This is a genomic window from Mesorhizobium jarvisii (assembly GCF_003601985.1).
GTDB lineage: Bacteria > Pseudomonadota > Alphaproteobacteria > Rhizobiales > Rhizobiaceae > Mesorhizobium > Mesorhizobium jarvisii.
In genome coordinates, this window is record NZ_QZXA01000007.1 from 64,274 (window position 1) to 89,218 (window position 24,945).

The 24,945-nt window shown below is 62.6% G+C and carries 22 protein-coding genes; 10 read left to right on the top strand and 12 right to left on the bottom strand.

Translation table 11 applies throughout. The features are described from left to right. Window positions 1–4 precede the first annotated feature (4 nt). The gene (hmgA, locus tag D3242_RS18480) at window positions 5–1,318 is read right to left on the bottom strand and encodes a homogentisate 1,2-dioxygenase (protein WP_038652518.1); all 1,314 of its coding nucleotides are present in this window, start codon (window positions 1,316–1,318) and stop codon (window positions 5–7) included. A 119-nt stretch (window positions 1,319–1,437) separates the two neighbouring features. On the opposite strand from hmgA, the gene D3242_RS18485 reads away from it, so the two are divergent. Then, a complete protein-coding gene (locus D3242_RS18485; RefSeq protein ID WP_064984791.1) occupies window positions 1,438–1,881 on the top strand; it encodes a MarR family winged helix-turn-helix transcriptional regulator in 444 nt (147 codons plus the stop codon). A 42-nt stretch (window positions 1,882–1,923) separates the two neighbouring features. Here D3242_RS18485 and tdh read toward each other — a convergent pair whose 3' ends face one another. Together tdh and D3242_RS18495 are read right to left on the bottom strand one after the other, a co-directional pair. After that, a complete protein-coding gene (tdh, locus tag D3242_RS18490; protein WP_019857515.1) occupies window positions 1,924–2,958 on the bottom strand; it encodes an L-threonine 3-dehydrogenase in 1,035 nt (344 codons plus the stop codon). 52 nt (window positions 2,959–3,010) lie between these two features. Then, complete coding sequence (locus D3242_RS18495) at window positions 3,011–4,198, bottom strand: glycine C-acetyltransferase (RefSeq protein ID WP_064984794.1); 1,188 nt, start codon at window positions 4,196–4,198, stop codon at window positions 3,011–3,013. A 308-nt stretch (window positions 4,199–4,506) separates the two neighbouring features. On the opposite strand from D3242_RS18495, the gene D3242_RS18500 reads away from it, so the two are divergent. Both D3242_RS18500 and D3242_RS18505 read left to right on the top strand, forming a co-directional pair. Further along, window positions 4,507–6,576, top strand: coding sequence for a putative bifunctional diguanylate cyclase/phosphodiesterase (locus D3242_RS18500; protein ID WP_064984797.1), 2,070 nt, complete (start codon window positions 4,507–4,509; stop codon window positions 6,574–6,576). Between the two features lie 104 nt (window positions 6,577–6,680). Continuing rightward, complete coding sequence (locus D3242_RS18505) at window positions 6,681–7,385, top strand: polysaccharide deacetylase family protein (protein ID WP_223217747.1); 705 nt, start codon at window positions 6,681–6,683, stop codon at window positions 7,383–7,385. An 18-nt stretch (window positions 7,386–7,403) separates the two neighbouring features. Here the strand turns inward: D3242_RS18505 and D3242_RS18510 are convergent, their stop codons facing one another. Continuing rightward, window positions 7,404–7,832, bottom strand: coding sequence for a MarR family winged helix-turn-helix transcriptional regulator (locus tag D3242_RS18510; RefSeq protein WP_019857512.1), 429 nt, complete (start codon window positions 7,830–7,832; stop codon window positions 7,404–7,406). A 115-nt stretch (window positions 7,833–7,947) separates the two neighbouring features. Here D3242_RS18510 and D3242_RS18515 point away from each other — a divergent pair, with 115 nt between their 5' ends. Then, window positions 7,948–8,355: a hypothetical protein gene (locus D3242_RS18515; protein ID WP_019857511.1), complete on the top strand. Its 408-nt coding sequence runs from the start codon at window positions 7,948–7,950 to the stop codon at window positions 8,353–8,355. Window positions 8,356–8,513: 158 nt separating this feature from the next. Here D3242_RS18515 and D3242_RS18520 read toward each other — a convergent pair whose 3' ends face one another. Beyond that, window positions 8,514–10,559 carry an oxidoreductase gene (locus D3242_RS18520; RefSeq protein ID WP_064984801.1) on the bottom strand — a complete coding sequence of 682 codons (2,046 nt, stop codon included), beginning with the start codon at window positions 10,557–10,559 and terminating at the stop codon, window positions 8,514–8,516. Between the two features lie 139 nt (window positions 10,560–10,698). Between D3242_RS18520 and queF the strand changes: the two genes are divergently transcribed. Further along, complete coding sequence (gene queF, locus D3242_RS18525; RefSeq protein WP_010915503.1) at window positions 10,699–11,160, top strand: preQ(1) synthase; 462 nt, start codon at window positions 10,699–10,701, stop codon at window positions 11,158–11,160. Window positions 11,161–11,166: 6 nt separating this feature from the next. Here the strand turns inward: queF and D3242_RS18530 are convergent, their stop codons facing one another. After that, window positions 11,167–11,751 carry a YqhG/Tai3 family protein gene (locus tag D3242_RS18530; protein WP_064984803.1) on the bottom strand — a complete coding sequence of 195 codons (585 nt, stop codon included), beginning with the start codon at window positions 11,749–11,751 and terminating at the stop codon, window positions 11,167–11,169. Between the two features lie 317 nt (window positions 11,752–12,068). On the opposite strand from D3242_RS18530, the gene D3242_RS18535 reads away from it, so the two are divergent. Next, entirely contained in the window at window positions 12,069–13,661 is a 1,593-nt protein-coding gene (locus tag D3242_RS18535) for a class I SAM-dependent methyltransferase (protein ID WP_167470436.1), read from the top strand. Window positions 13,662–14,003: 342 nt separating this feature from the next. Here the strand turns inward: D3242_RS18535 and D3242_RS18540 are convergent, their stop codons facing one another. The 4 genes from D3242_RS18540 to D3242_RS18555 form a co-directional block, all read right to left on the bottom strand. Then, window positions 14,004–14,987, bottom strand: a complete 984-nt coding sequence (locus D3242_RS18540; protein ID WP_064984805.1) for a right-handed parallel beta-helix repeat-containing protein — start codon at window positions 14,985–14,987, stop codon at window positions 14,004–14,006. 294 nt (window positions 14,988–15,281) lie between these two features. After that, complete coding sequence (locus D3242_RS18545) at window positions 15,282–15,761, bottom strand: DUF3828 domain-containing protein (protein ID WP_019857504.1); 480 nt, start codon at window positions 15,759–15,761, stop codon at window positions 15,282–15,284. A gap of 96 nt (window positions 15,762–15,857) precedes the next feature. Next, window positions 15,858–17,507 carry an ABC transporter substrate-binding protein gene (locus D3242_RS18550; RefSeq protein WP_019857503.1) on the bottom strand — a complete coding sequence of 550 codons (1,650 nt, stop codon included), beginning with the start codon at window positions 17,505–17,507 and terminating at the stop codon, window positions 15,858–15,860. Window positions 17,508–17,550: 43 nt separating this feature from the next. Then, window positions 17,551–19,101 (bottom strand): trimethylamine methyltransferase family protein, encoded by a 1,551-nt coding sequence (locus D3242_RS18555; protein WP_064984807.1) that lies wholly within the window; start codon window positions 19,099–19,101, stop codon window positions 17,551–17,553. Between the two features lie 88 nt (window positions 19,102–19,189). On the opposite strand from D3242_RS18555, the gene D3242_RS18560 reads away from it, so the two are divergent. The 3 genes from D3242_RS18560 to D3242_RS18570 all read left to right on the top strand — a co-directional run bounded on the left by D3242_RS18560 (window position 19,190) and on the right by D3242_RS18570 (window position 22,367). Further along, window positions 19,190–20,092 carry a LysR substrate-binding domain-containing protein gene (locus D3242_RS18560; RefSeq protein WP_019857500.1) on the top strand — a complete coding sequence of 301 codons (903 nt, stop codon included), beginning with the start codon at window positions 19,190–19,192 and terminating at the stop codon, window positions 20,090–20,092. A 66-nt stretch (window positions 20,093–20,158) separates the two neighbouring features. After that, window positions 20,159–22,048, top strand: a complete 1,890-nt coding sequence (gene mutL, locus D3242_RS18565; protein ID WP_064984809.1) for a DNA mismatch repair endonuclease MutL — start codon at window positions 20,159–20,161, stop codon at window positions 22,046–22,048. 4 nt (window positions 22,049–22,052) lie between these two features. After that, entirely contained in the window at window positions 22,053–22,367 is a 315-nt protein-coding gene (locus D3242_RS18570) for a DUF1905 domain-containing protein (protein WP_019857498.1), read from the top strand. A gap of 81 nt (window positions 22,368–22,448) precedes the next feature. On the opposite strand, the gene D3242_RS18575 is transcribed toward D3242_RS18570, so the two are convergent. After that, a complete protein-coding gene (locus D3242_RS18575; RefSeq protein ID WP_064984811.1) occupies window positions 22,449–23,342 on the bottom strand; it encodes a DMT family transporter in 894 nt (297 codons plus the stop codon). 92 nt (window positions 23,343–23,434) lie between these two features. Between D3242_RS18575 and D3242_RS18580 the strand changes: the two genes are divergently transcribed. Beyond that, a complete protein-coding gene (locus D3242_RS18580; protein ID WP_038646136.1) occupies window positions 23,435–24,361 on the top strand; it encodes a LysR substrate-binding domain-containing protein in 927 nt (308 codons plus the stop codon). Between the two features lie 25 nt (window positions 24,362–24,386). On the opposite strand, the gene D3242_RS18585 is transcribed toward D3242_RS18580, so the two are convergent. Next, the gene (locus tag D3242_RS18585) at window positions 24,387–24,944 is read right to left on the bottom strand and encodes a hypothetical protein (protein WP_245435302.1); all 558 of its coding nucleotides are present in this window, start codon (window positions 24,942–24,944) and stop codon (window positions 24,387–24,389) included. Window position 24,945 lies beyond the last annotated feature (1 nt).

Below are 24,945 nucleotides of genomic sequence, written 5' to 3' on the forward strand. Positions count from 1 at the left end.
CCGCTCAAGACCAGTCGCCCTCGGGCGTGCCATTGAAGCGCTTCTTTAGGTCGGCCCAGCAGTCGATGTAATTGTCCTGCCGGGTTTCCAGTTCGGCGCCGTAGCGGGTCAGCATCTGCGGGAAACGGGTCTCGAACATGAAGGCCATGGTGTTGTCGAGCTTGACCGGTTTCAGCTCCGCGCGCGAGGCCTTTTCGAAGCCAGGCGCATCCGGGCCATGGGCCAGCATCAGATTGTGCAGGCTGATGCCGCCGGGAACGAAGCCTTCCTCCTTGGCATCGTACTGGCCGTGGATCAGCCCCATGAACTCGCTCATGATGTTGCGGTGATACCAGGGCGGACGGAACGTATCTTCGGCCACCAGCCAGCGCGGCGGGAAGATGACGAAGTCGATGTTGGCTGTGCCTTCCTCGCCGCTTGGCGCCGTCAGCACGGTGAAGATCGATGGATCGGGGTGATCGAACAGGATGGCGCCGACCGGCGAAAAGGTCGCCAGATCATATTTGTAGGGCGCGTAGTTGCCATGCCAGGCGACGACGTCGAGCGGCGAATGGCCGATCTCGGTGACGTGGAAATTGCCGCACCATTTTACGATCAGCCGGCACGGCGTCTCCTTTTCCTCGAACCAGGCGCAGGGCGTCTTGAAGTCGCGCGGGTTGGCCAGGCAATTGGCGCCGATCGGGCCGCGGTCAGGTAAGGTCAGCTTGGCGCCGTAGTTTTCGCAGACATAGCCGCGCACTTCAGCGTCGACGAGCTCGACCTTGAAGACGAGGCCGCGCGGCAGCACGGCGATCTCGCCGGGCCGCAGTTCAATGACGCCCATCTCGGTGACGAAGCGCAAGGCGCCGACCTGCGGCACGACCAGCAACTCGCCGTCAGCGTTGAAGAAATGATCGTCGACCATCGATGTGTTTGCGACATAGACATGGGCTGCCATGCCGGTCTGCCCGAGCACGTCGCCGGCCGTGGTGATGCTGCGCATGCCCTGAATGAAATCGGTCGGCTCCTTTGGCATCGGCACCGGGTTCCAGCGATACTGGCCAAGTGCCAGTTCGTGATCGCCGACATTCGGCGCAGTCTTCCACAAGGGATAGCTCGCTGCCTTGAAACGGCCGGTGTGCTTGACGCTCGGCCGGATGCGATAGAGCCAGGAGCGCTCATTGGTGCCGCGCGGTGCGGTGAAGGGCGAGCCGGAAAGCTGCTCGGCATAGAGGCCGTAGGCCGGCCGCTGCGGCGAGTTCCGGCCTTGCGGCAGTGAGCCGGGGAGTGTCTCGGTCTCAAAATCGTTGCCGAAACCCGGCATGTAGGAAAAGGCCATCCGATCCTCCCTGATCCCGGCTCCAAGCTTCAAAATGCCAAGTCTGCCGGTGATATTGACCAAACTGGTTTCATCTGTAACCATCGAAAATGTAACTATCAACGGCCACGGCGCGCGTCATGGAACCCGACATTCTGGAGCTGGAAAGCTTCCTGCCCTACCGCCTCTACCGGCTTGCCGATGCCGTCAGCCGCGAATTCTCCAGGATCTACCGGGATCGCCACGGCCTGACGCGACCGGAATGGCGCACGCTTTCAGGCCTCGGCCAGCGCGGCACGATGACGGCGACCGAGCTCGGCGAGCAATCGGCCATGCACAAGACCAAGGTCTCGCGCGCGGTGGCCGAGCTGGAACGGCGGCGCTGGCTGACGCGCACGCCCGATGAAAGCGACCGGCGCGTCGAGCACCTGGCGCTGACCAAAGCGGGGCTTACCGCCTATCGCGAGATGGTGCCGCTGGCGAAGGCGTTTGAAAGGCAGTTGCTGGAGAGGTTGAGCCACCAGGAGCGGGCTGCGATTGTCAGCGGAGTAGCCGCGCTGGAGGGCGCCTTGGAAGGAAAGTAGCTGATAGGCTGGCGCGAGGCGCCCCCCTCTCCTATCGGCAAACTACCAATCCATCACCACCTTGCCCGAGCTGCCGCTCCTCATCGCGTCAAACCCCTCCTGGAAATCGTCGATGCCAATCCGGTGCGTGATTAACCCGGTCACATCGAGCGGGCCCTGCACCAGCGCGATCATCTTGTACCAGGTCTCGAACATCTCGCGGCCATAGATGCCCTTGAGATGCAGCATCTTGAAGATGACCTTGTTCCAGTCGATCTCGAAGCCGGTGGGCGCGATGCCGAGGATGGCGATCTTGCCGCCATTGTTCATGGTGTCGATCATGTCGCGGAAGGCGGGTGCCGCGCCCGACATTTCGAGACCAACATCAAAACCCTCGGTCATGCCTAGCGCCGGCATGACGTCGCGCAGCTTTTCCTTGGAGGCGTCGACGACATGCTGGACGCCGAGCTTTTTCGCCAGCGCCAGCCGCACCGGGTTGATGTCGGTAATCACCACTTTGCGCGCACCGACGCATTGCGCCACCAGCGCACCCATGATGCCGATCGGCCCGGCGCCGGTGACCAGCACGTCCTCGCCGACAAGATCGAAGGACAGAGCGGTGTGGACCGCATTGCCGAGGGGATCGAAGATCGCGGCGATCTCGTCCGGCACGTCGTCCGGGATCGGCACGACATTGTGCTGCGGGATCGCCAGATATTCGCCGAAGGCGCCGGGCCGGTTGACGCCGACGCCGAGTGTGTTGCGGCACAGATGCCCTCGCCCCGCGCGGCAGTTGCGGCAGTGGCCGCAGACGATGTGGCCCTCGCCCGAGACACGCTGGCCGACCTTGTATTCGGTGACCGCGGCGCCGAAATCGGCCACCGTGCCGACAAACTCATGGCCGGTCACCATCGGCACCGGCACGGTCTTCTGCGCCCACTGGTCCCAATTGTAGATGTGCACGTCGGTGCCGCAGATCGCAGTCTTCCTGATCTTGATCAGCACGTCGTTGGGGCCGATCTCCGGCACCGGCACCTCTTCCATCCAGATGCCTGGCTCGGCCTTGGCCTTCACCAGCGCCTTCATCATGTTCGACATTCTTTTGTCCCTTGAATCTCTTGATCCGGAATCGCTTTTCGGCGCCAGCCGCTCAGGCAATCACGCCCAGCTCCCTGCCGACCGCGCCGAAGGCGTCGACCGCCCTGTCGATATCGGCGCTGGAATGCGCCGCCGACATCTGCGTGCGGATGCGCGCCTGGCCCTTCGGCACCACCGGGAAGGAAAAGCCGATGACATAGATGCCGCGCTTCAGCATGCGCGCCGCCATCTCTTGCGCCAGCGTCGCATCGCCCAGCATCACCGGAATGATCGGATGGTCGGCCCCGGCCAGCGTGAAGCCGAGTTTGCCCATCTGCGACCTGAATCGCGCCGCATTGGCATAGAGGCGCTCGCGCAAGGCGTCGCCATTGCGGATCAGTTCGAACACCTTGATCGAGGCGCCGGCGATCGCCGGCATCAGCGTGTTGGAGAACAGATAGGGCCGCGAGCGCTGGCGCAGCCAGTCGATCACCTGGCTCTTGCCCGAGGTGTAGCCGCCGGAAGCGCCGCCGAGCGCCTTGCCGAGCGTGCCGGTGATGATGTCCACCCTGCCCTCGACGCCGCAATGCTCGGCCGAGCCGCGGCCTTGTCTGCCGACAAAACCGACCGCATGGCTGTCGTCGACCATGACCATGGCATCGTATTTGTCGGCAAGGTCGCAGACGCCCTCCAGGTTGGCGATGATGCCGTCCATCGAAAACACGCCGTCGGTGGCGATCAGCCGGAAGCGGCAATCCCTGGCTTCCTTGAGACGTGCCTCGAGATCGGCCATGTCGTTGTTGGCGTAGCGGAAGCGCTTAGCCTTCGACAGTCTGACGCCATCGATGATCGAGGCGTGGTTCAGCGCATCCGAGATGATCGCGTCTTCCTCGCCAAGCAGCGTCTCGAACAAGCCACCATTGGCGTCGAAGCAGGAGCCATAGAGGATGGTGTCTTCCATGCCAAGGAAGGATGAGATCGTCGCTTCGAGCTCCTTGTGTTCCTCCTGCGTGCCGCAGATGAAGCGCACCGACGCCATGCCGTAGCCATAGCGGTCCAGAGCCTGCGTGGCCGCCTTTCGCAGGTCGATGCTGTCGGCGAGGCCGAGATAGTTGTTGGCGCAGAAGTTCAGCACCTTCTCGCCACCGACTTCGATCTGTGCCGACTGCATCGAGGAAATTACCCGCTCGGACTTGTAGAGGCCGGCCGATTTGAGCCCGGCAAGCTCGCTGTCGATATGGGAGAGAAATGCTGCGGTCATGATCGGGCCTCGTTTGACGTGGCCAGACTGTCGTCCCGCCTGCGCAAAAAATCCATCGCAAAAGCGACCGGATGGGGTGGCCGGGCAGCATCAGATGAAACGCACGGGCACAGCCCAGGCCACCAGTTGGGAACACTTGCGCCAACCAATGTTCAAATGCAGCCCGGCGGCGAAACGAGCCGATAACCATTTCGCGATCTTTCCGCGTCATCCCCTTGCCGTCCAGCCGTCGGTTTCCGGTCCTGTTAACGTTTGCGGTTCAATGGTGCTCATACAGGAATCCGTTGGCGAGAGGGCCGCCCCCGAACATGTCGCAGCAGCCGGTGCAAACCGTTTCAGGCAAGCTCATATTGCTGATCAAGGCCGGCTATTGGCTGGCGCTGCTGATCATTGCCGCCATGGTGGCGGCCTCCTTCGTCCTGCTGCAGCAGACGATGGCCACGCAGCAGCACAACAACAACTTGCTCGACATTGTCGGCACGCAGAAGACCTTGTCGCAGCGTATCGTCTTCCTGGCCAGTGCAACGGGCGCCGCCTCGCGCGACAAGCGGCCGGCATTGGTCAGCGCGCTGAAGCAGGCCACCGCTGAATTCGAGACCAACTACGATCTGTTGCTCGAGCAGACCGGCGCGGATCCGCAATCGCCGGCCAAGCTCGATCCGAAGTCGATCGAGAGCGTGCTTTTCGCCAAACCCTTCCATCTCGATTACTTCTCGGTTGGGCTGATCGCCAATGGCGACCGTCTGATCTCAGCCCTTGAATCGCAACTCAATCTCGACAATGACGGCTACAAAGGCGGCGCCGAACGCGTCAACCTCGATGCCTCGGTCGCCAACGCCACCCTGTCGGGCTATGCCGCGCTTGGACAGCGCATCAGTGCCGATGCCGACGAGCGCTCCGAAAAGCTGCTCGCGCTTCACCGCACGCTGTTCTACGCCACCCTCGGCGTCATCCTGCTGGTGGCGCTGTTTATCTTCAGGCCGATGTCCAACGCGATCCTGCGCAAGACGCGTGAGCTTGTCGATGCGCGCAATTCGATGGCCTTCATCGCGGTTCATGACGGCCTGACCGGCCTGCACAACCGTACCTTCCTGACCGATCATTTCGACACGCTGATCAAGGGCGCACACCGCCGGCGCGAACGGCTGGCGGTGGTCCAGCTCGACCTCGACCGCTTCAAGCAGATCAACGATACGCTCGGCCACGCCGCCGGCGACTATGTCCTGGTCGTCACGGCCCAGCGCATGCGCGATTCCTGCCGGGCATCGGATCTGTGCGCGCGGCTCGGTGGCGACGAATTCGTGATGATCCTCAACGGAGCGGGCAGCACCGAAGACATCAACATGCTCGCGCGACGCATCCTGGCGCACATAAACGAGCCGATCGTCTTCCAGGGCACCACCATCCTTCCGGGCGCCAGCGGCGGCATCGCCGTCTATCCGATCGACGCCGACAACGCGCAGGACCTGCTCGTCCATGCCGATCTGGCGCTATACTCCGCCAAGAAAATGGGCGGCGGCAACTTCTCGTTCTTCTCGGAGGAGTTGCGCCGCGAGCTCGACTACCGCAAGCAGCTCGAACACGACATCAAGGTCGCCATCTCCGAGCGGGCATTCCAGGTCTATTTCCAGCCGCAGGTCTCCTTGACCGACGGCACGATCAGCGGCATCGAGGCCCTGGTGCGATGGAACCATCACGAGCGCGGCATGATCTCGCCGGGCGAGTTCATTCCGGTCGCCGAGAAATGCGGTTTCATGCCGGAGATCGGCCGCATCGTCATCAGCAAGGCGATCAACGAAGCCGCCGAATGGAACCGCGCCGGGATTGCCTTCGGACGGCTTGCCGTCAATGTCTCGGGCACCGAGTTGCGCGAGCACGATTTCGATGCGTTCCTGTTCGAGACGCTGGAAAAGGCCGGACTGCCGCCGCAGAAACTGTCGCTGGAAATCGTCGAATCCGTCATTCTCGACGATGAGAAGACAGGCATCGCGGCGAAGCTGCGTCACATCAGGGCCGCCGGCGTCCATCTGGAGCTCGATGATTTCGGCACCGGCTATGCGTCGCTCAGCCACGTCAATCCCAATGAGATCGATCGGCTCAAGATCGATCGCCGCTTCGTCCAGAACATCCATGAGAATGGCGACAACTCGAAGATCGTGCGCGCCATCACCGAGCTTGCCCGCGGCCTCGGCATATCCATCGTCGCCGAGGGTGCTGAAACCGAGGCCGAACTCGACTCGCTGATGGCGATCGGCTGCGACCAGGTACAGGGCTATTCCATCGCCTTCCCGATGCCGCAGGACAAGGCGCTGGAATGGCTGACCGCCCGCATGCCGAAGAAGGCCAAACTGCGGGTCTTGCAGGGCAGCCTGGCGTAACGGCCCGCCTTGACAACCAGCCGCCGAAGTGGCGGCCTGTCGCAAGTGCAAGCGGATCGCTGGAACTTATGACATTCTTTCGGTTTGTCCTGCCGGCCGTTCTGATGTCCGCGCTGCCAGCCCATGGGGCGGATCGCACCATCTATCTCACCTTCGACGACGGCCCGCTGAACGGCACCAGCAACATCCTCGACGTGCTGCAGGCAGAGCAGGTTCCGGCAACACTGTTCATGGTCGGCATGCATGCCGAGGCCAGTGCGTCCAACAAGGCGCTGGTGCGGCGCGCCAAGGCGATGCCGCTGGTGACGATCGGCAATCACAGCTACAGCCACGCCTATAATCACTACCGGCACTTCTATGGCGATACGGAAGGGGTGGTTGCCGACATGCTCATGGCGAATGCCGTGCTGGGCCTGAAGCCCGCGGTGCGTGCGCGACTGCCGGGGCGCGATGTGTTCCGGCTGCCCTCCATGTCAAAGGACGACAACTCGCTCGGGCCCGCGCAAGCCGGCCGCGAGGACCCCGACTACGAGTTCGTCGCCGCTTCCGGCTTCTATCTCTATGGCTGGGACCACGAATGGGTGCACAAGGACAGCGGCGAGCCGGTACAGAGCGTCGATCATCTGGTCAGCGAGATCGATCATCTGTTCGGCTATGGCCACTTCGCCAAGCCGGGCAAGCTGATCCTCTTGATGCATGACGAGATGTTCCAGGACGGTTTTGACGGCAAGACGAAGCTTACCGACCTGATCACCGCGCTGAAGCTGCGCCACTACGCCTTCGGAGCGATCCCGAATTATGACAACTGAGCCAATGGTTCGGTGTTCCTAGCTTTCGACATTGTCGCGCAGCGCCGCCAGTACCTGCGCAAACTCCGCCAGGCGCTCGTCGGGCAGTCCTGTGCGAAGCCGCTTGTCGAAGGCAAGCGCGGCCTGCCGCAACGTCTCGAACAGCGCTTCTCCCGCTTGTGTCAATTCGACCAGATGGACCCGGCGGTTGACGGGATCGCGGCGGCGCGTCAGCAGACCCTGTGCTTCCATCGCGTTCAGGTGGTGGGTCAGCGTCGCGCCCTGAATGCCGATCATGCCGGCGAGTTCGCGCTGATTGGCGAGTTCGCTCGACTTGACCGATAGCAGCGTGAGCCAGACCGGCAAGGTCCCGCCCGCTTCGACCAAAGCGGCGTCGAAGGCCTGGGCGACAAGCTTGGCGGTGCGGCCGAGATTCATGCCGACTGGCGGGCGTTCAAAGGGCGTCATTGCCGGACACTAGACGGTGTTTTTCCCAGATGGAACTGACTCTCGCTTTATACATTGACATCTAACTGTTAGATATCTAATTGTTAGATGCCCTGCAGATGAGAGGAGAGCCGTCATGCAATATGTCTACATCGTCGTCATCGGTCTTCACGTCATGGCAGGGGTGTTCTGGGCCGGCACCACCGTCACGCTTGCCCGCGATCCCGAGATCAAGGCAGAACGCTTCATCCAGCCGCAGCTGGGCGCGGCCGGCATGGTTTTCCTGACCGGGGCGCTGCTGTGGTATTTCTTCCATGGCGCCTATTTCGGCTCGATGGAAATGGTGCTTGCACTCGGCATCCTCGCGGCTTTCGCCGCCGCCGGCGTGCTCGGCGCGATGGTCAGGGCGCCCAGCCGGCGGCTTGCCGGCGCCAATGCGGAAATCGAAACGCAACTGCGCGCCAGAATGGCCATGGGCGAACGCATCGCTGCCTGGCTGCTGGTGGTCACGGTGCTGTGCATGGCGATCGCCCGGATGGTCTGAGCATCGTCCGCGCCACAAAGCTTTGAGATCGCACGTTGCCGGCGGTGAGCCAATGACGTGCGGGCGCGCGGCCGGGCCGGCGTACATGGGCTCTCGTATGCAGGTCCGACCGCGCGCCACCGACGCCAACAATTGCGCCGGCCTGAGCAGGCCGTGCATCAAATCCGCAAGCCGAACCTGATGCCGTCATAGATGGCGGCATGGATGTTGCGCGAAGCGACCGCATCGCCGATGCGCAACAGCACGAAGCCTGCTTCGGGGTTGCGTGCCGGGAAAATGTCGCCGCCGCCGACCAGACTTTCATAGTCGATCGCGCCGCCATTCTTCGAATGCGGCTTCAGGCTGAGGTAGAGATCGTCGAGCGGCGCCGTGCCGTGCTCGACCACCACCTGGTCGACCCTGCGTTCCCCGCGCCAGCCATCGGCAAAATCCGAAGCGAGTTCGGCGACCAGTTGGTTGCCCTCGCGCCGCACCGAGCGCAGGCGCGTGTTGATGGTGATGGTGACGCCTTTCTCCTGAAAAGCGCGCATATACGGCACATGGTTCATGCCGCCCATTTCGGGGGCAAAGAAACGCTCCGGCGAAACCAGTTCCAGCCTCGCACCGCTGTTGGCGATCAGTTCGGCCGCACCCATGCCCTGATGGCCGCCATTGTCGTCAAAGAGCAGCACGTTCTCGGCGGGCTTGACGCTACCGGCCATGATGTCCCAGCTCGACGTGACGAGATTGTCGCCGGCCGTCAACGGCGGGTTTTGCGGCAGGCCGCCGGTGGCGACGACCACCACATCGGGCGCCAGTGCCAGAACATCATCCTTTTCCGCCCAGGTGTCGTAGCGGATCTCGACGCCGAGCCGGTCGAGTTCGGCCAGCCGCCAGTCGATGATGCCGATCAGCTCCTTGCGGCGCGGATTCTGCGTTGCCAGACGTACCTGCCCACCCGCTTGCGAGGATGCCTCCAGGATCGTGACCTGGTGGCCGCGCTCGGCTGCGACACGCGCCGCCTCCAGTCCCCCGGCCCCGGCACCGACGACGACGACTTTCCGCTTCGGCCCTTCGGTCTTGACGATGATATGCGGAATCTCAGCCTCGCGGCCGGTCGCCGCGTTGTGGACGCAGAGGGCCTCGCCGCCTTCATAGATGCGATCGAGACAGTAGGTGGCGCCGACGCAGGGGCGGATCTCGTGCTCGCGGCCTTCCATCACCTTCCTGATGATGTGCGGATCGGCAATATGCGCACGGGTCATGCCAACCATGTCGAGCTTGCCGGTGGCGATCGCATGGCGCGCGGTGGCGACATCGGAGATGCGCGCCGCATGAAAGGTCGGGAACTTCGTCGCCGCCCTCACCTCTCCGGCAAAATCGAGATGTGGCGAAGACCGCATGCCGGTAACCGGAATGACCTTGGTCAATGCCGCGTCGCTCTCGATCGAACCGCGGATGATGTTGAGGAAATCGACCTTGCCGGAGCCGGCCAGCCGCCTGGCGATCTCGACGCCTTCCTCCTTCGACAGGCCTTGCGGAAAGTCCTCGTCGGCGACCATGCGGATGCCGACGACGAATTTCTCGCCAACCGCTCCCCGCACCGCATCCAGCACCATGTTGGTGAAGCGCAGGCGATTGTCGAGCGAGCCGCCATACTCGTCGTCGCGATGATTGGTGGCCGGCGACCAGAAGCCATCCATCAAATGGCCGTAAGCCTCGAACTCGATGCCATCGAGGCCGGCGGCCTGACAGCGCTGCGCGGCCGACGCATAGTCGGCAACGATGCGTTCGATGTCCCACTCCTCGATGGTTTTTGGGAAAGCGCGGTGCGCCGGTTCGCGCACCGGCGAGGCCGAGAGCACCGGCAGCCAGTCGGCCTTGTTCCAGCCGGTGCGGCGACCAAGATGGGTGATCTGGATCATCACCTTGCAGTCATGCTCGTGGCAGGCCTCGGCGAGTTCGGCCAGCCAAGGCACGATGCGGTCATCATAGACATGCAGATTGCCGAAGGCCGCGGGACTGTCGCGTGAAACGATCGCCGAGCCGGCGGTCATGGTCAGCGCCATGCCACCTTTGGCCTTCTCGGCATGGTAGAGCCGGTAGCGTTGTTTCGGCATGCCGTCCTCGGAATAGGCCGGCTCGTGGCTGGTCGACATCACCCGGTTCTTCAGCGTCAAATGCTTGAGCTGGTAGGGCTGGAGAAGCGGATCGTTGCTGGTCATCGTCTTCCTGCGGTTTCAAATTGCGCTGGAGCAGCAGGGAGCTGCCGCATTTCCTATTTAAGCATCGGATTCGTCTGAAAACCGCTGCGCACGTTTCGGTCCGATGCTAATGAGCGGCAAATTCGAAGGAACCCCGCCCATGATCGACACCAAAACCCTTACCCAGCTCGGCGCGCACGTCGAGACGCCACAGAGCCCCGAAGCAGCGGTCCTGGAAACCGTGCCGTTTTCGCGCGGCGACGGCCCGCCGGCGATCGTGCGCTTCACCTGCCCCGAGTTCACCTCGCTGTGCCCGGTGACCGGCCAGCCGGATTTCGCCCATATCGTCATCGACTACGCACCCGATGCGGCTTTGGTGGAATCGAAGTCGTTGAAGCTGTTCATGACCTCGTTTCGCAACCACGGCGCCTTCCATGAGGATTGTACCGTCATGATCGGCCGTCGCATCGTGGCAGCAACCAAGCCGCTGTGGTTGCGCATAGGCGGCTATTGGTATCCGCGCGGCGGCATTCCGATCGACGTTTTCTGGCAGACCGGCGCTCCACCTGAGGGCGCCTGGCTGCCGGACACCGGCGTCGCCCCCTATCGCGGGCGCGGCTGAGCCCCCTCATTCGCACTGATACTGGCTGAGCGCCCATTCGCCGGTCACCGACAGAAGATCAGAAATCTTCCAGTCACCGCCAACCTTCTTGAGCTTCCATTCGAGACGGTGCTGGTGACCTTCGACAACGAACGCCACGACCACCTTGGCCTCGTCGTCGTTGACGGCCTCGACCGTGCGCAGGCTCCGGTCGATGGCGAGCTTGTCGTAGTCGGCGTTGTCGAGTGCCATATTGGGGTCGAGGCATTCGCCCTCACCCGAAGCGCGCAGCGCGTCACTCTTGTCGAGCACGGTTTTCGCTGGATCGATGAAGTTCTTGCGTTGGGCTGGATCGAGTTCCAGCCCGGGATGTTCGTAAAAGGGCTTCACCACCGCCGTCGGCGATCCCGGCAGAACGGGCGCCGCCGGCGGCAACTCGACCGGCTTTTCCTGCGGCGCCGGCGTTGCGGCAGGAGGCGTAGCGTTGTTGTCTGGAGGCTGGCCGCCGGCGGACGGCGCGTTCGGCGGTGGTGAGCCGAACAGACCTTGAGCGGCGGCGGCGCAGGACCCAGTCAAAACGCACACGATCACCAGGGCCATAAGACGGGCCATCGCATCACTCCAGGCTTCGAACGGTCATGCGGTCAGGCCGGCGGAATGTCCAGCCTTTGGTCGTCGAAACCTGGTCACAAAGATGCAGAATTTGAGGAAACCAACAAGCACGTCGAGGCGCACGGTTCGCGCGGCTGCTCGCGCGAAGCGTTCAAAAACAATCATTTCAGCGGAACCATCGGCGAATCAGGATCATCGGCAACGCAAACGACCCCAAGCCTGCCGGCATCAAGAAACTTACAGCCATGTCTGGCTGGCGGGTTTGCGTATATTGTGCCAGTACCCTGGCAGGTTCCGTCAACAAGGAAGACCGTCTCTTGAACTATCTAGACGCCTTGGGGCTAACCCATGAAACGCTTCGGCCGGCCAACTATTGCGAGATCGGCTGCAGACTGGGCTATAGCCTGGCTCTGTCAAGAGTCCCGGCCATCGGCATCGATCCCGACTATGAGATCAAGGTCGCGTTGACCGCCCCCACGCGGTTGTTCAACACCACGAGCGACAGTTTCTTCGCACGCGACGACGTGGCGCAAATTCTCGGGGCACCCATCGATTTGGCGTTCATCGACGGGTTGCATCTTGTCGAATTCGCACTGCGCGATTTCATGAATCTGGAGAAGCATGCCAGCCCAGACAGCGTCATTGTCATTGATGACCTGCTGCCCCAGCACATGGATTACGCATCACGGCAACGCAACACAACTATCTGGACTGGTGATGTCTATCGCCTAATACCTATTCTTCGCCATTACCGGCCCGATCTGGACATCCGAGTTTATGATGTCGACATGAAGGGTTTCGGCCTGGTGACCCGGCTCGATCCGTCGTCGAACGTGCTCACCGCCAACTATGGCGCCATCGAAGCCGACATACTGGCTGGGAAGTGGTCATTTCCAACAGTCGCAGCCATACGCGACCACATGCAACCACGCGCCACGGATCTGTTGGCTAACGATCTTGGGATCGTCGCGGCACAGCGCGCGGCCAAGGCTTCGATGCAATCGGACCGGCGCGCGGCGCCGGCATTGTCGCAGCGCAGGCCGCGCCTCTCGGTCATCATCTGTGCCTACGAGATGGCGCGCGAGGCCCCCCGCACGATCCTGTCCGCGACCGCTCCCTATCAGAAGGGACTGAGGTCGGATGAATACGAAGTCATCGTTGTCGACAACGGTTCAAGCACGCCGCTCACATACGACAATCTGCCGCCAAATGTGCAAATCGTAAGAGCACCAGACCCCAGGCAATCCCCGGTGTTTGCTCTGAATTGGGCTGCCCGCGAAATCGCCAAAGGGGAGATTTTGTTGTTTGCCATCGATGGCGCCCGCATATTCTCCGAACGGCTGATCGATGAGACTGTAAAAGCTCATGACCGGATGGAGGATGCCTTTGTGTTCTCTCTGGCCTGGCACATTGGTCCTAAGGTGCAAATGGAGTCGGTGCCGGAAGGATATGGGCCAGAGATCGAAGACGGATTGATCCGTGCGGCGCGCTGGCCTGACGAGGCGGACGGGCTGTTCGGGATTTCGGTACTCGCCGGATCCTCAAGCAATGGTTTCTTCGGCGACATCACGGAAAGCAATTCTTTCTCGATAAGCCGCACGTCGTTCGACCGACATGGTGGCTTCGACGAACGTTTCACGTCCCCAGGCGGCGGCTTGGCAAATCTCGAGATATTTCGTCGCTACGTGACGCGCCCTGACGCGCGCAATGTCTGCCTGCTCAGCGAGGGGACGTTTCACCAGGTCCATGATTCGGTGGCGACCTCGGGCAAAAACAGGTGGGAGGCTTTTGCCGGCGAATACGAGGCAATCTTTGGCGGTCCCTATCTCAGACCTTCATATCATTGCTTTTATCAGGGAAAGCCCCGCGCCGGTATGGTTCCATTTATCCTGCAATCGCTTCAGGGTTGATTGCCGGTCGCCTGCGAACGCGATCGATCGGGTTTCAAGATGTTCCGTGCGGCTAAGCAGCCTGAAGGCTGCCAGCGCGGTGCCATGCAGCACCGAAACAAAGTGGCTAGATCTTTTCACCGTTTCACGGAAACGGCGAACTGCTCTAACTCTTTGTTTTGACGCAGTTCCCAGGGGAAAGCGCTACGCGCTTTTCCCAGGAAAACCGCACACACCTTTCCTGGAACTGTTCTCGCTGACGCACGCCCAAAGTCCGTGGAAAGCTTGGTCTTCAGGTCTTACTGCATTCCACCGGACAGCGAGCACGGCCCGGTGGAATGATCTGTCATGCAACAAGAACGCTTATTGCAGCGGCGCGCCTCCAGGTCCAGGGAATGCCGTCAGCGGCGTGCCATCCGAGACATTTCCGGAAATCATGTTGTTCTTGAACGACTGCACCACACCCGATCCGCTAGCGCCGACACCGGTTAAGTTGGCGAACACGGTCGATCCGCCAAGAGTGACGATCGAACTGCCGGCGCCGCTGGCAGCCGCACCATTGGCATTCACGCCCACGCCGGCATTGGATGACACCGTCGTATTTGTTACCGTGGCGCGGACCGGGGAGGCTGCGGCAACCGTCTTCACGGTCACGCCGTTGCCGCCGTTCCCGCTGACCAGGCTAGCCGTCAACGCCATATTTATGGCCAAGGTGTTACCCGTCCCATCGACAGTGATACCGGTGCCGTTGTTTGTGACCTCCGTTCGTGTGAACGCAGCGTTTATCCCAACGGCGCCAGTCGTCTTGATCAGAATGCCATTCGTGGCTGCCTCGGATATCCGGGTATTGCTGATATAGACTTCGGTAGGTCCGTTCGGCGCGACTTCCACGCCCTGGCCGGTGACCCGCTGGATGATCGAATCCTCGATATGCAGTTGGCCCTGACCAAGAAAGCGCACGCCATTTACGCCCGTGCCCACGCCATCGATATCCAGCCCCCTGAGATGCACAACGCTTCCAGCCGGAGCGTTGACAACGACACCATTGGTTCCGGCGGAGAGAACCCCGCCTTCCGTATATACACAGTCGATCGTAATCGACTTGGTGATTGTCACCACACCGAAGCCACCTGGATCGAGGCAGTTGATCTCCCCGCTGACAGCCGTCTTCGAGATCGCGCCGGCAAAGGTCTTGCAAGGCGCCGTGCGGCTGCACGGATTGGCGTCGTCGCCGACGCCGGAAACCCAGGTCCGGGTCGCTTGAGCGGAAGCCGGCGTGGCGATCACCGCCATCGCCAAAGCGAGAAACAGCGATGATAATAGGTAGCCTAGAATTTTCGTGATCATTCCCCCTAAATTGAACAAGAGATTCGTCCACAACCAAGCGGAGGAAGTCTAGCGCTTCGCCTTGTCAAAAGCAACGTGACGTCAAAACCGGATCGCTGATTTGAATTTCTCGTGTGCGTGGCAATCCGCCAAGCTACGCAACCGCCATCATGCCATTGTTACATCGCCTTCACACTACATTCGAAGCGCTTGGCATTCCATGAAATTTAGAAACTTCACGCGTCGGAGATGCCGAGCGCGACATGATTCCGCCGTTTCGACGCCCCCCGGCCGGAACGGCCAAGGCTCATGGCATCACTCCGGATCTTGGCCCGCCATGCATTCGAGCTGGCTCAGCGTCCAGCCGCTGGTCTTCGAAGCAATGTCCGATACCTTCCATTTGCCGTCGACCTGCTTCAGCGACCAGCGCATTTCGCGTTGCGAATCGTCTCCGTCCGAAAACAGCTTGAAGCTTGCCACCACTTGTGCCGCGTCGCCATCCACCGTCTCGGACAATTTCAGGGTTTTGGAGACGGTCTTCTGGTCGAAATCCTGCGCATCAAGACCGGGATCGAAGTCGATGCAGGCGACCTGGTCGGGATTCTTCTTGGTCGCCTGGTCGTTGAGATCGAACAGTTTCGTCACCGGCTCGACGAAACGATCCCGGTATTGTGCGTCGGCCTCGAATTTGACCGCCGGAACATAGAAGAACTTCACGGCGTCGGACGCCGGTCCGGCGAAGGCGGCCGCGGGCAAGGCTGTCGCGAGGGCGGCAAGGAGCACTGTCCGTCTCATGCAGGATCTCCGGCTTTTGATGGCTTGAAGCAATCAACACCACGCATCCTGCATACCGGCTTTTTTGCCGCTCATGAAGCCCCTGCCCGGCTCCTTTCAGCCGTCGAGCCAGACGTTCTGGAGGTCCATCTCGAAGGTCTGGTGGACGCCGTAGTTCTTCACCTTCTTGCTGGTGTGGCTATACAGCTTCTGCCAGAACGGCTGGATGATGACTCCGGAGTCCTGCAGGATCTGCTCGACGTCCTTCATCACCTCCTTGCGCTTGGCGACGTCGATCAGCGAGAGCGCCTGTTTGAGCTTGGCGTCGAAATCGGGATTGGAATAGGCTGACTCATTCCACGCCTCGCCGCTGCGATAACCCAGCGCCAGCACCTGGACGCCAAGCGGACGCATGTACCAGATGGTCATCGAATAAGGATATTTCGTCCAGTCGTTCCAGAAGGTCGACCCCGGCAGCACCGTGCGCTTCACCTTGATGCCGGCATCGCGCAATTGACCGGCGATCGCGTCGCCGGTGTTCTTCTGCCAATCGTCCTCGATGGTGATCAGCTCGTGCTCGAAGTCGGCCTGACCGGCTTCCGCCATCAGTTTCTTGGCGCCGGCGGCGTCACGCTCCTTCTTGGGCAGGGGATAATATTCCGGATGGATCGGGCTGACATGATGGTTCTCGCCGACCGTGCCGCGCCCGGCATAGCCGAGCTGCAAGACGGCATTGTTGTCGACGGCCATCTGCAGCGCGTTGCGCACCCTCTTGTCGTCATAGGGCTTGTGCGTGATGTTGGTGCGGGCAACCAGTGTCGTTGCCGTCGCGACCTCGGATTTCTGCAGACCCATCTTGTCGAGAATGTCGATGAAGTCGGCCGGGCTCTCGAAATTGAGGTCGATCTCGCCGGAATCAAAAGCGTTCACCGTGGCATTGAAGTCGGTGCCGTAGTCGACGAATTCGACGCCGTCGAGCGGCGTCTCGCCACCCCACCATTTGCCGTTCTCGCGGCGCTTCACCACCGCCTTCTGGCCGACATCGTAAGAGACGAGTTCGAACGGACCCGTCCCGATCGGCTTCTTGACCGGATCGGCGCCGTCGGCATCGAAGTTGCGGTGGACGACGAGCGCGGGATAATCGGTTAAGTTCGGGATCAGCGAAATGTCGGGTTCGCTGAGCTTCAGCTTGACGGTGTGGTCGTCGACCTTGGTGATCGCGCCGTCCCGCGCCTTGCCGGTTTTTGCGTCGATCAGCGCGCCGACGCGTGCGGCCATCGAATTGCCGGCGACGCCTTTTTCGCACCAGCGCGCCAGATTGTAGGCGATGTCATCGGCATTGAAGGCATCGCCATTGTTCCAGGTGATGCCCTTGCGCACATGCAGGACATATTCGGTGGCGTCGTCGTTGATATCCCAGCTTTCGAGCAGCACCGGCTCGAAGGTGAATTGCCTGGTGTAGCGCACCAGCGGCTCCAGCCAGCTGCGCGAAATGTTGGCCAGTTCCACCCAGTCGTAGGTGCGCGGGTCCTTCTGCGCCTTGACCGACATCGAGACGCGCAGCGTGCCGCCCTTCTTCGGCTCCTCGGCCAGGGCCTGTCGCGGCGCGGCAAGGCCGATCATGCCATAGGCAAGAGCCGTCGATGCACCGAAGGCGCTCGCTAGCGCCAGGAACTCACGCCGGTCCATGCGGCCGGCGCGTGCCTCTTGCGCCATGGCCTCGATAGCGCTCGGGACGCGGTCGCCATTGCTTGTGAAAAATGTCATTTTCTTCCTCCCTTATGGTTCCCGTCGGGTCTTCGCCCTTTGGTCAACTCACCGTATCCGGCAGCTTCTCCTCGCGCCGCGCTATCAAATCCCTGAGACCTTCGGCAATACCCACGTCGAGCTTCGGTTCCTCGTAATCGGCAAGCATGTTGCGTGCTTTCTCGCGGCCGCGCGTGTCATGGTCCTTCGCCCCTTCGGCATTCCACTGTTCGTAGGAGTTGAAATCCATGATCGAGGGCATGAAGAAGGCGGACTCGAAATGTTCGAGCGTGTGCTGGGTGCCGAGGAAATGGCCCTGCGGTCCGACCTCGCGGATCGCCGCCATGGCCTCCTTGAAATCGTCGAAGGACACCCCGCCGGCGTATTTGTACCAGCCGACAAGCTGCTCGCAGTCCGTTGCGAATTTCGAATAGCCGCAAGTCAGGCCGGCTTCCAACCAGCCGGCGGAATGCCAGATGTAATTGGCGCCGGACAGGATGGCGGCATGCATGAGCATGTTCGATTCGTATCCCGCCTGGGCGTCATTCAGCTTCGAGCCGACATGGAAGCCGGACGTGCGCCAGGGCAGCCGGTATTTCCGCGCCAGCGCGCCCATTAGATACATCATCTGGGCGGCCTCCGGTGTGCCGCCCATCGGCGCGCCGGTCTTCATGTCGACCGTGACCATGAACTGGCCGTAGATTTGCGGCGAGCCTGGGCGGATAAGCTGGGTCAGCGCCACGCCGGCAAGCGCCTCGGCGTTGACCTGCGCCACCGCGCCGACGGCGGAAGCCGAGGTCGAAGCGCCGCACAGCGCGAAAGGCGCCAGGATCAGCGGCTGGTTGTGGCTCGCGTAGACCCGCATGGCGTCGATCATGGTGGCGTCCCATACCAGCGGCGAATTGCAGTTGGTGATTGCCACCAGCACAGGGTTGTCGCGGACGAACGCCTCGCCGAAGACGATGCCGGCCATTGCCATCGTGTCCTCGGCACGCTCCTTCGACGTCACGATACCCATGAACGGCTTGTCGGAATGCTTGAGCGCCGAGTGGATGATGTGCAGATGCCGTTTCGGCACCGCGATTTCCATCGGCTCGCAGATGACCGAACTCGAGGAATGCAGCGCCGGCGCCATATAGGCCATTTTGTGGAAATTGTTGAGGTCGGCGAGCGTGCCGTAGCGCCTGACATTGTCGAGGTCGCGGACGTAGGGTGCGCCATACATCGGCACGAAAATCGAGTTCTTGCCGCCGACGCGCACCGTGCGCTCGGGGTTGCGCGCATTGAGCGTGAACTCCGACGGAACCTTCGAGACGAGTTCCATCAGCAGCGCGCGATCGATGCGGACGCGCGTCTCCCTGACATCGGCACCGGCCGCCTTCCAGAGCTCGATCGCGCCGTCGTCGCGGAATTCGCAGCCCACCTCCTCGAGGATCTTGACCGATTCCTCGTGGATCAGTTCCACCGCCTCGTCAGGCACGATCTCATAGACGGGGATGTTGCGCACCAAGGTCGGAAAGGAAGCGATCGGCGCGCTTCTGAGCGCCTTGCGGCCAAGACGGCCACCGCCGCGGCGGTGGGTCTGTTCGGTCAATTCGACGGCCGGTACGTTCATGGAGCCTCCTTCTTCCCGCCACCACGTTAGCGACCCGAAATATGGCTGTGACGCTGGAAAATCCTGATCTTCTGTATAAGCTGTGCTTATGCGAAGCCTGCGCCACCTTCTGCCCTCCGCCGGCAGCCTGATCGTCTTCGAGGCGGCCGGCCGGCTGTCGAGCTTCACCGCCGCCGGGCGCGAGCTCGGCATGACGCAGGCCGCCGTCTCCTACGCGGTGCGCGGGCTGGAGGAGCAGCTCGGCGCCAAGCTGTTCCAGCGCCGCCATCGGCAGGTCAGCCTGACCGAAGCCGGCGAACGCTTCCACGCCGATGTCTCGCTGGGGCTATCGCATATCCGCAAGTCGGCCGAGGATCTCCGCCTGCAGGCGACCGGTGGCCATGTGACGCTTGCCGCGTCGACCGCCTTCGGCTCGTTCTGGATGATGCCGCGCCTGCAGCAGTTCCGTGACGAATTGCCGGGCATCGATCTGCGCATCCAGACCGCCGACCGCGACCTCGACATCATCGCCGAAGGCATCCCGCTGGCGGTGCGCGGCGGCGAGCCCCGGGACTGGCCGGACTACCATTCGCTGCCGCTTGCCGATGAGGAGATTTTCCCCGTCGCCGGCACCAGCTACCTGGCCAAGTTCGGCATGCCGAAGACCGTGGGGGAATTGGCGACGCACCGTCTCATCCATCTCGAGGAGCCGTATCGCGAGGCGGCGAGCTGGGACGAATGGTTCCAGTCGGCCGGCGGCAGCCTCGGCGACACCGCACGCGGCCTGCGCATCAATGATTATGGCCTGGTCATCCAGGGCGTGATGGAGGGGCAAGGAATCGCGCTCGGCTGGCGGCACCTTGCCGAGCGGCTGCTGGCGACGGGACTTCTGGTGCAGGTGACGGACCACGTGCTCAAGACCGGCAAAGCCTTCTATATCGTCTGGCCGAAGAACCGGGAACTCAGCGACAATGCCCGCAAGGTCAGGGATTGGCTGGCCGCGCAGGCATAAAACCGTTTCACGGTCCCACGCAGTTCGCCCTCGCCCGCACCACACGAATCCGCCTATACTGTCGCCATGCCCATTCGCCAGCTTTCCGAAACGATGATCAACCAGATCGCCGCCGGCGAAGTCATCGAGCGTCCGGCGAGCGTGGTCAAGGAACTGGTCGAGAATGCACTTGATGCTGGCGCCTCGCGCGTCGAAATCGTCACCTCAGGTGGCGGGCTGAACCTGATCCGCGTCACTGATGACGGCTCCGGCATCCCCCAACAGGAGTTGGCGCTGGCGATTGCGCGCCACTGCACCTCCAAGCTCGGCGAGGATATCAACGACATCCGCTCGCTCGGCTTTCGTGGCGAAGCGTTGCCCTCGATCGGCTCGGTGTCGCGGCTGTCGATTCGGTCGCGCACGGCGTTAGGCGACAGCGCCGCCGAAATCGGCATCGAGGGCGGCCGCGTCCTGCCCGTAAGGCCTGCGGCGGCCAATCGCGGGACCACGGTCGAGGTGCGCGACCTGTTCTTCGCCACGCCGGCGCGGCTCAAATTCATGAAGGGCGAGCGGGCTGAAAGCTCGGCGACCAGCGATGTCGTCAAACGCATCGCCATCGCCTTTCCGGCCGTGCGGTTCACGCTCGCCGGCTCTGACCGCTCGACCCTGGAATTGCCGGCGACCCATGACAGTCCGGAAGGCAGCCTGCGCCGCGTTGCCCAGGTGATGGGGGCGGAATTTCCCGACAATTCCATCGCCATCGACGCGATGCGCGAAGGCGTGCATCTGACCGGCCATGTGTCGATCCCGTCCTTCACCCGCGCCAACGCGCTGCAGCAATATGCCTATGTCAATGGCAGGCCGGTGCGCGACAAGCTGATCGCCGGCGCCATCCGCGGCGCCTTCGCCGATGTGCTGCCGCGCGACCGCCACGCGGTGACGGTGCTGTTTCTTTCGCTCGATCCGGCCATCGTCGACGTCAATGTCCACCCGGCCAAGGCCGATGTGCGCTTCCGCGATCCGGGCCTGGTGCGCGGGCTGATCGTCGGCGCCATACGCCAGGCATTGGCCGATGCCGGCATTCGCTCGGCCACGACGGGAGCCGCAGGCATGATGGCGGCATTCCGGCCGGGTGCCCCACCCTACAGTCATGGCGGCCCGGCCAATGGCCATCGCAGCTACGAAGCAGCATTCCATGCATCCGGCTCCACCGGTTTCGATCCCTCACGCTCACCGCAGCGGCCGCTCGACATGCAATTCGAGGGTGCGGGCTTCGAACGCGCCAGCGCAAGGAATGGCGGTTTTGGCGAACCCGACCAGGCGGCTTTCGATACCGGTCCGCTTGCCAGCGCCGATGCGCGCGCCGGGCAGAGCGAGGCGGCGGAGACGCTGCTCGGCACGGTGCTCGGTGCGGCCCGCGCCCAGGTGCATGAGAACTACATCGTTGCCCAGACCAGGGATTCGCTCGTCATCGTCGACCAGCACGCCGCGCATGAGCGGCTGGTGTACGAAGCGCTGAAGAACGCGCTGCATTCGCGCCCCGTGCCCTCGCAGATGCTGCTTCTGCCTGAGATTATCGACCTGCCGGAAGAGGATGCCGAGCGGCTCGCCATGCATTCCGAAACGCTCGCCCGCTTCGGCCTCGGCATCGAGCGTTTCGGCCCGGGCGCCGTTGCCGTGCGCGAGACGCCGTCGATGCTGGGCGAAACCAATGTCCAGCAATTGGTGCGCGACCTCGCCGACGAGATCGCCGACAACGACACGGTCGAGACGCTCAAGGAGAGGCTGGACAAGATCGCCGCCACCATGGCCTGCCACGGCTCGGTTCGTTCCGGCCGGCTGCTCAAGGCCGAGGAGATGAACGCGCTGCTGCGCCAGATGGAGGCGACGCCCGGTTCCGGCACCTGCAACCACGGGCGGCCGACCTATATCGAGCTGAAGCTGGCCGATATCGAGCGGCTGTTCGGGCGGCGGTAAGCCTGTGGGCGGCGAACAGACGGTCCGGTTCCGGTTCGAAGCCGAGGTGATCCACTGGAGGGGCCCTTCGCCATACTTCTTCGCGCCGATACCCGAGCAGCATGGCGACGAGATCAAGAAAGTCGCGAAGTTCGCGACCTATGGCTGGGGGGTGATACCTGTCGAGGCGACTATTGATGGCTTTATGTTCGCCACATCCCTGTTTCCCAAGGGCGGAAGCTACCTTTTGCCCCTGAAGGACGACGTCCGGCGCCAGTGCAATCTAACGGCAGGCGATTCGATTTCCGCTTCCATCGCGATACACCTTCGCGGCCGATAACGCGGCCCGCGGGCGATCCTCTTGATCGATGGTCTGGCGCGGCTCTCGTCTTGATTCGGGAAAGGCAGCCAACCCTTTGGTCTAACGCTTCAAATTCACTACGATGACGCCGCCGAGTGCCAGCGCGCCGCCGAGGATGCCGAGTAGCGTCGGCACTTCGCCCAGCCAGAAGAAGCCGATCAGGGCAGACATAGGCGAAACCAGATAGAGGAAGTTGGAGGCACGTGCGGCCGGCAGACGCGACAGCGCGGTTGCCCATGCGGCATAAGCGATCAGGCTGGGCACGATGCCAAGAAAGATGACGGCGCCGAGACCGGCGGTGTTGGCCACGGCTGCCTGCGCGAAACCGCTCGGCAGAAAGGGGGACAGGCAAAGTGCGCCAAGAATCATATTCGAGGCCGAGATGGTCAGCGGGTGATGGCGGGCAAACAGGGGCTTCTGGACGATAGTGTTGACGGCCGAACAGAGCGCGGAGCCAAGCACGAGCAGTGCACCAGCATTGAAATGCAAGCCTTGTCCATCTGACATTGCTATGACGCCGATGCCGGCGAAGGATATCGCCGTGCCAGCCCAGGCCCACCTTGAAAAGCGCTCGCCGAGCAGCGCCATCGCCATGATGGCGGTGAAGATCGGGCTGACATTGATGATGAAGCCGGCGGCTCCCGCCGAGACGGTCAGCTCGCCGAAATTGAGCATGACAGTGTAGAGCGCGACGAAAATTGCCCCGCCAAAGACGAGGCGCCACACCTCGTCGAGCCTGGGCAGTGCCGGGCGCTTGACGGCAAGGAAGATCGCCGCCGGGACCGCGGCGATGGCAAAGCGCAGGGAGCCCAGTTCCAGCGGCCCGAAGGCGGCAAGGCCGGCGCGGATGGCCGGAAAAGCGGAGGCCCAGCCGACCACCGTCAGCGCCACGGCGATGGCGGCCGTGGTGTCCATCCGCTGTGTCTGATTCAACGTGCCTGTCATCGCGCTCATCTCACCGTCCTCATGCTGTTCCCGTCCTGGAGGCCACAAAACGCCTTTTCCCGCCTGTTGACAAACGACCAAATCGAGGATCACCTGTGACTATGGATCACAGCTCAGACACAATGGTGCCGCTCGAAACCCTGCGTGCCTTCGACGCGGCGGCGCGAACCGGCAGTTTTTCGGCGGCCGCTGAAAAGCTCAACATCACCCATGGAGCCATCAGCCGGCAGATTGCCAAGCTCGAGGACTGGCTGGGCCTGAAAGTGTTCGATCGCGGTGCGCGCGGCGTAACGCTGACGATCGAAGGCAACCGGCTGCATCTGCGCACGTCGGAGGCTTTCGCGCTGATTTCGAGCCATTCCGACCGCTGGGTCGAGCCGCGCGGCACGGCGGTGGTGCGGCTGACCTCGATCCCCTCGGTGAGCGGGCTGTGGCTGATGCCGCGCATGGCGGCACTGGAAAACAATCCCACCAAGCTGCGCATCGTGCTCGATGTCGACATCCGCCAGGCCGACCTTGCCGATGAAGGCATCGATCTGTCGATCCGCTGCGGCCGCGGCGGCATTCCCGGCCGCGTCTCGGTGCAGCTGTTCGAGGAGCATGTCTTTCCTGTCGCGTCACCGGAACTGGCTCGCGAGATCGGTCGCGGCGACCCGGCCCGGTTGCTCAAATTCCCGCTGATCAACGATTCCGACGCCTCCGGCTGGCGCGCCTGGTTCGCCGCGCAAGGCATGGATTATCGCCCACGTCCGCAAGATCGCCGCTTCGAGGACTACAATCTGGTGCTCGACGCTGCCGCCTACGGGCTCGGCATTGCGCTGGCGCGTCCGCCGCTGACCGGGCATCAGTTGCAGTCAGGCCGAATCACCGCGGTCGACGAGCGCACCGCGCTCAATCCAGTGTCCTATTGGCTCGACCGGCCGCTGGGGCGGCCACGCACCGCAGCGGCCGACCTTGCCCGCCGTATCGCGCAGCAGGCCGGATTGGCGCCGGACAAGATCGAGGCGTTCATCGAAGCCGAGCGATAGGTCTGCCGGCCTATCTCCGATTCGTTCAGCGAAGCAGCAGCAGAACGAATCCGAACATCATTGCCAACAAACCGGTTATGATCGAAACAAAGCCGATCCTCACCAGCAGGCCCTCGGGATTGGGTGCCGCGGCGGCGTGAGATTGATTGGCTGGCCTTCGCCGTCCCGACGGCATCCCCATGGCGGCGGCGTTTTGCGGCACCGGAACCTGCTGCGGGATAAACGACAGCAAGGACACCCCGGCGGCCCTGGCGGGTGCGTTGTCATTGGCCGTTACCGAAGGCGGCACGGCGCCGCGCTGCGTTTCGGCTTCGGGCGCTGTTCTCCTCGCCACGGTCGTTGCCAACACCGCCTCGTCGCGTGTGTCGAGCTGGGCCTGATAGGCCTCCACGATGCCGGGAGAAGCAATCTGCTGCGATTTGACAGCCATCAGGGCCGCCGGCATCGCCAACAAAGCGGGCGCCGTGCGTTGGGCGAACAAAGAGGGCGCGGCGGGCTGGACCAGTTCCCTGACCAGCGCCGTCCTGACCGGATCGGCTTTCGCCGACGGCACGGGTTGCGGCGTCATCGCCTCCTTGAGCAAG

Bases quoted from the DNA above. Each gene is read 5' to 3' on its own strand.
- hmgA (WP_038652518.1), bottom strand. From the start codon at position 1,318: ATGGCCTTTTCCTACATGCCGGGTTTCGGCAACGATTTTGAGACCGAG.
- D3242_RS18485 (WP_064984791.1), top strand. From the start codon at position 1,438: ATGGAACCCGACATTCTGGAGCTGGAAAGCTTCCTGCCCTACCGCCTC.
- tdh (WP_019857515.1), bottom strand. From the start codon at position 2,958: ATGTCGAACATGATGAAGGCGCTGGTGAAGGCCAAGGCCGAGCCAGGC.
- D3242_RS18495 (WP_064984794.1), bottom strand. From the start codon at position 4,198: ATGACCGCAGCATTTCTCTCCCATATCGACAGCGAGCTTGCCGGGCTC.
- D3242_RS18500 (WP_064984797.1), top strand. From the start codon at position 4,507: ATGTCGCAGCAGCCGGTGCAAACCGTTTCAGGCAAGCTCATATTGCTG.
- D3242_RS18505 (WP_223217747.1), top strand. From the start codon at position 6,681: ATGTCCGCGCTGCCAGCCCATGGGGCGGATCGCACCATCTATCTCACC.
- D3242_RS18510 (WP_019857512.1), bottom strand. From the start codon at position 7,832: ATGACGCCCTTTGAACGCCCGCCAGTCGGCATGAATCTCGGCCGCACC.
- D3242_RS18515 (WP_019857511.1), top strand. From the start codon at position 7,948: ATGCAATATGTCTACATCGTCGTCATCGGTCTTCACGTCATGGCAGGG.
- D3242_RS18520 (WP_064984801.1), bottom strand. From the start codon at position 10,559: ATGACCAGCAACGATCCGCTTCTCCAGCCCTACCAGCTCAAGCATTTG.
- queF (WP_010915503.1), top strand. From the start codon at position 10,699: ATGATCGACACCAAAACCCTTACCCAGCTCGGCGCGCACGTCGAGACG.
- D3242_RS18530 (WP_064984803.1), bottom strand. From the start codon at position 11,751: ATGGCCCGTCTTATGGCCCTGGTGATCGTGTGCGTTTTGACTGGGTCC.
- D3242_RS18540 (WP_064984805.1), bottom strand. From the start codon at position 14,987: ATGATCACGAAAATTCTAGGCTACCTATTATCATCGCTGTTTCTCGCT.
- D3242_RS18545 (WP_019857504.1), bottom strand. From the start codon at position 15,761: ATGAGACGGACAGTGCTCCTTGCCGCCCTCGCGACAGCCTTGCCCGCG.
- D3242_RS18550 (WP_019857503.1), bottom strand. From the start codon at position 17,507: ATGACATTTTTCACAAGCAATGGCGACCGCGTCCCGAGCGCTATCGAG.
- D3242_RS18555 (WP_064984807.1), bottom strand. From the start codon at position 19,101: ATGAACGTACCGGCCGTCGAATTGACCGAACAGACCCACCGCCGCGGC.
- D3242_RS18560 (WP_019857500.1), top strand. From the start codon at position 19,190: ATGCGAAGCCTGCGCCACCTTCTGCCCTCCGCCGGCAGCCTGATCGTC.
- mutL (WP_064984809.1), top strand. From the start codon at position 20,159: ATGCCCATTCGCCAGCTTTCCGAAACGATGATCAACCAGATCGCCGCC.
- D3242_RS18575 (WP_064984811.1), bottom strand. From the start codon at position 23,342: ATGAGCGCGATGACAGGCACGTTGAATCAGACACAGCGGATGGACACC.
- D3242_RS18580 (WP_038646136.1), top strand. From the start codon at position 23,435: ATGGATCACAGCTCAGACACAATGGTGCCGCTCGAAACCCTGCGTGCC.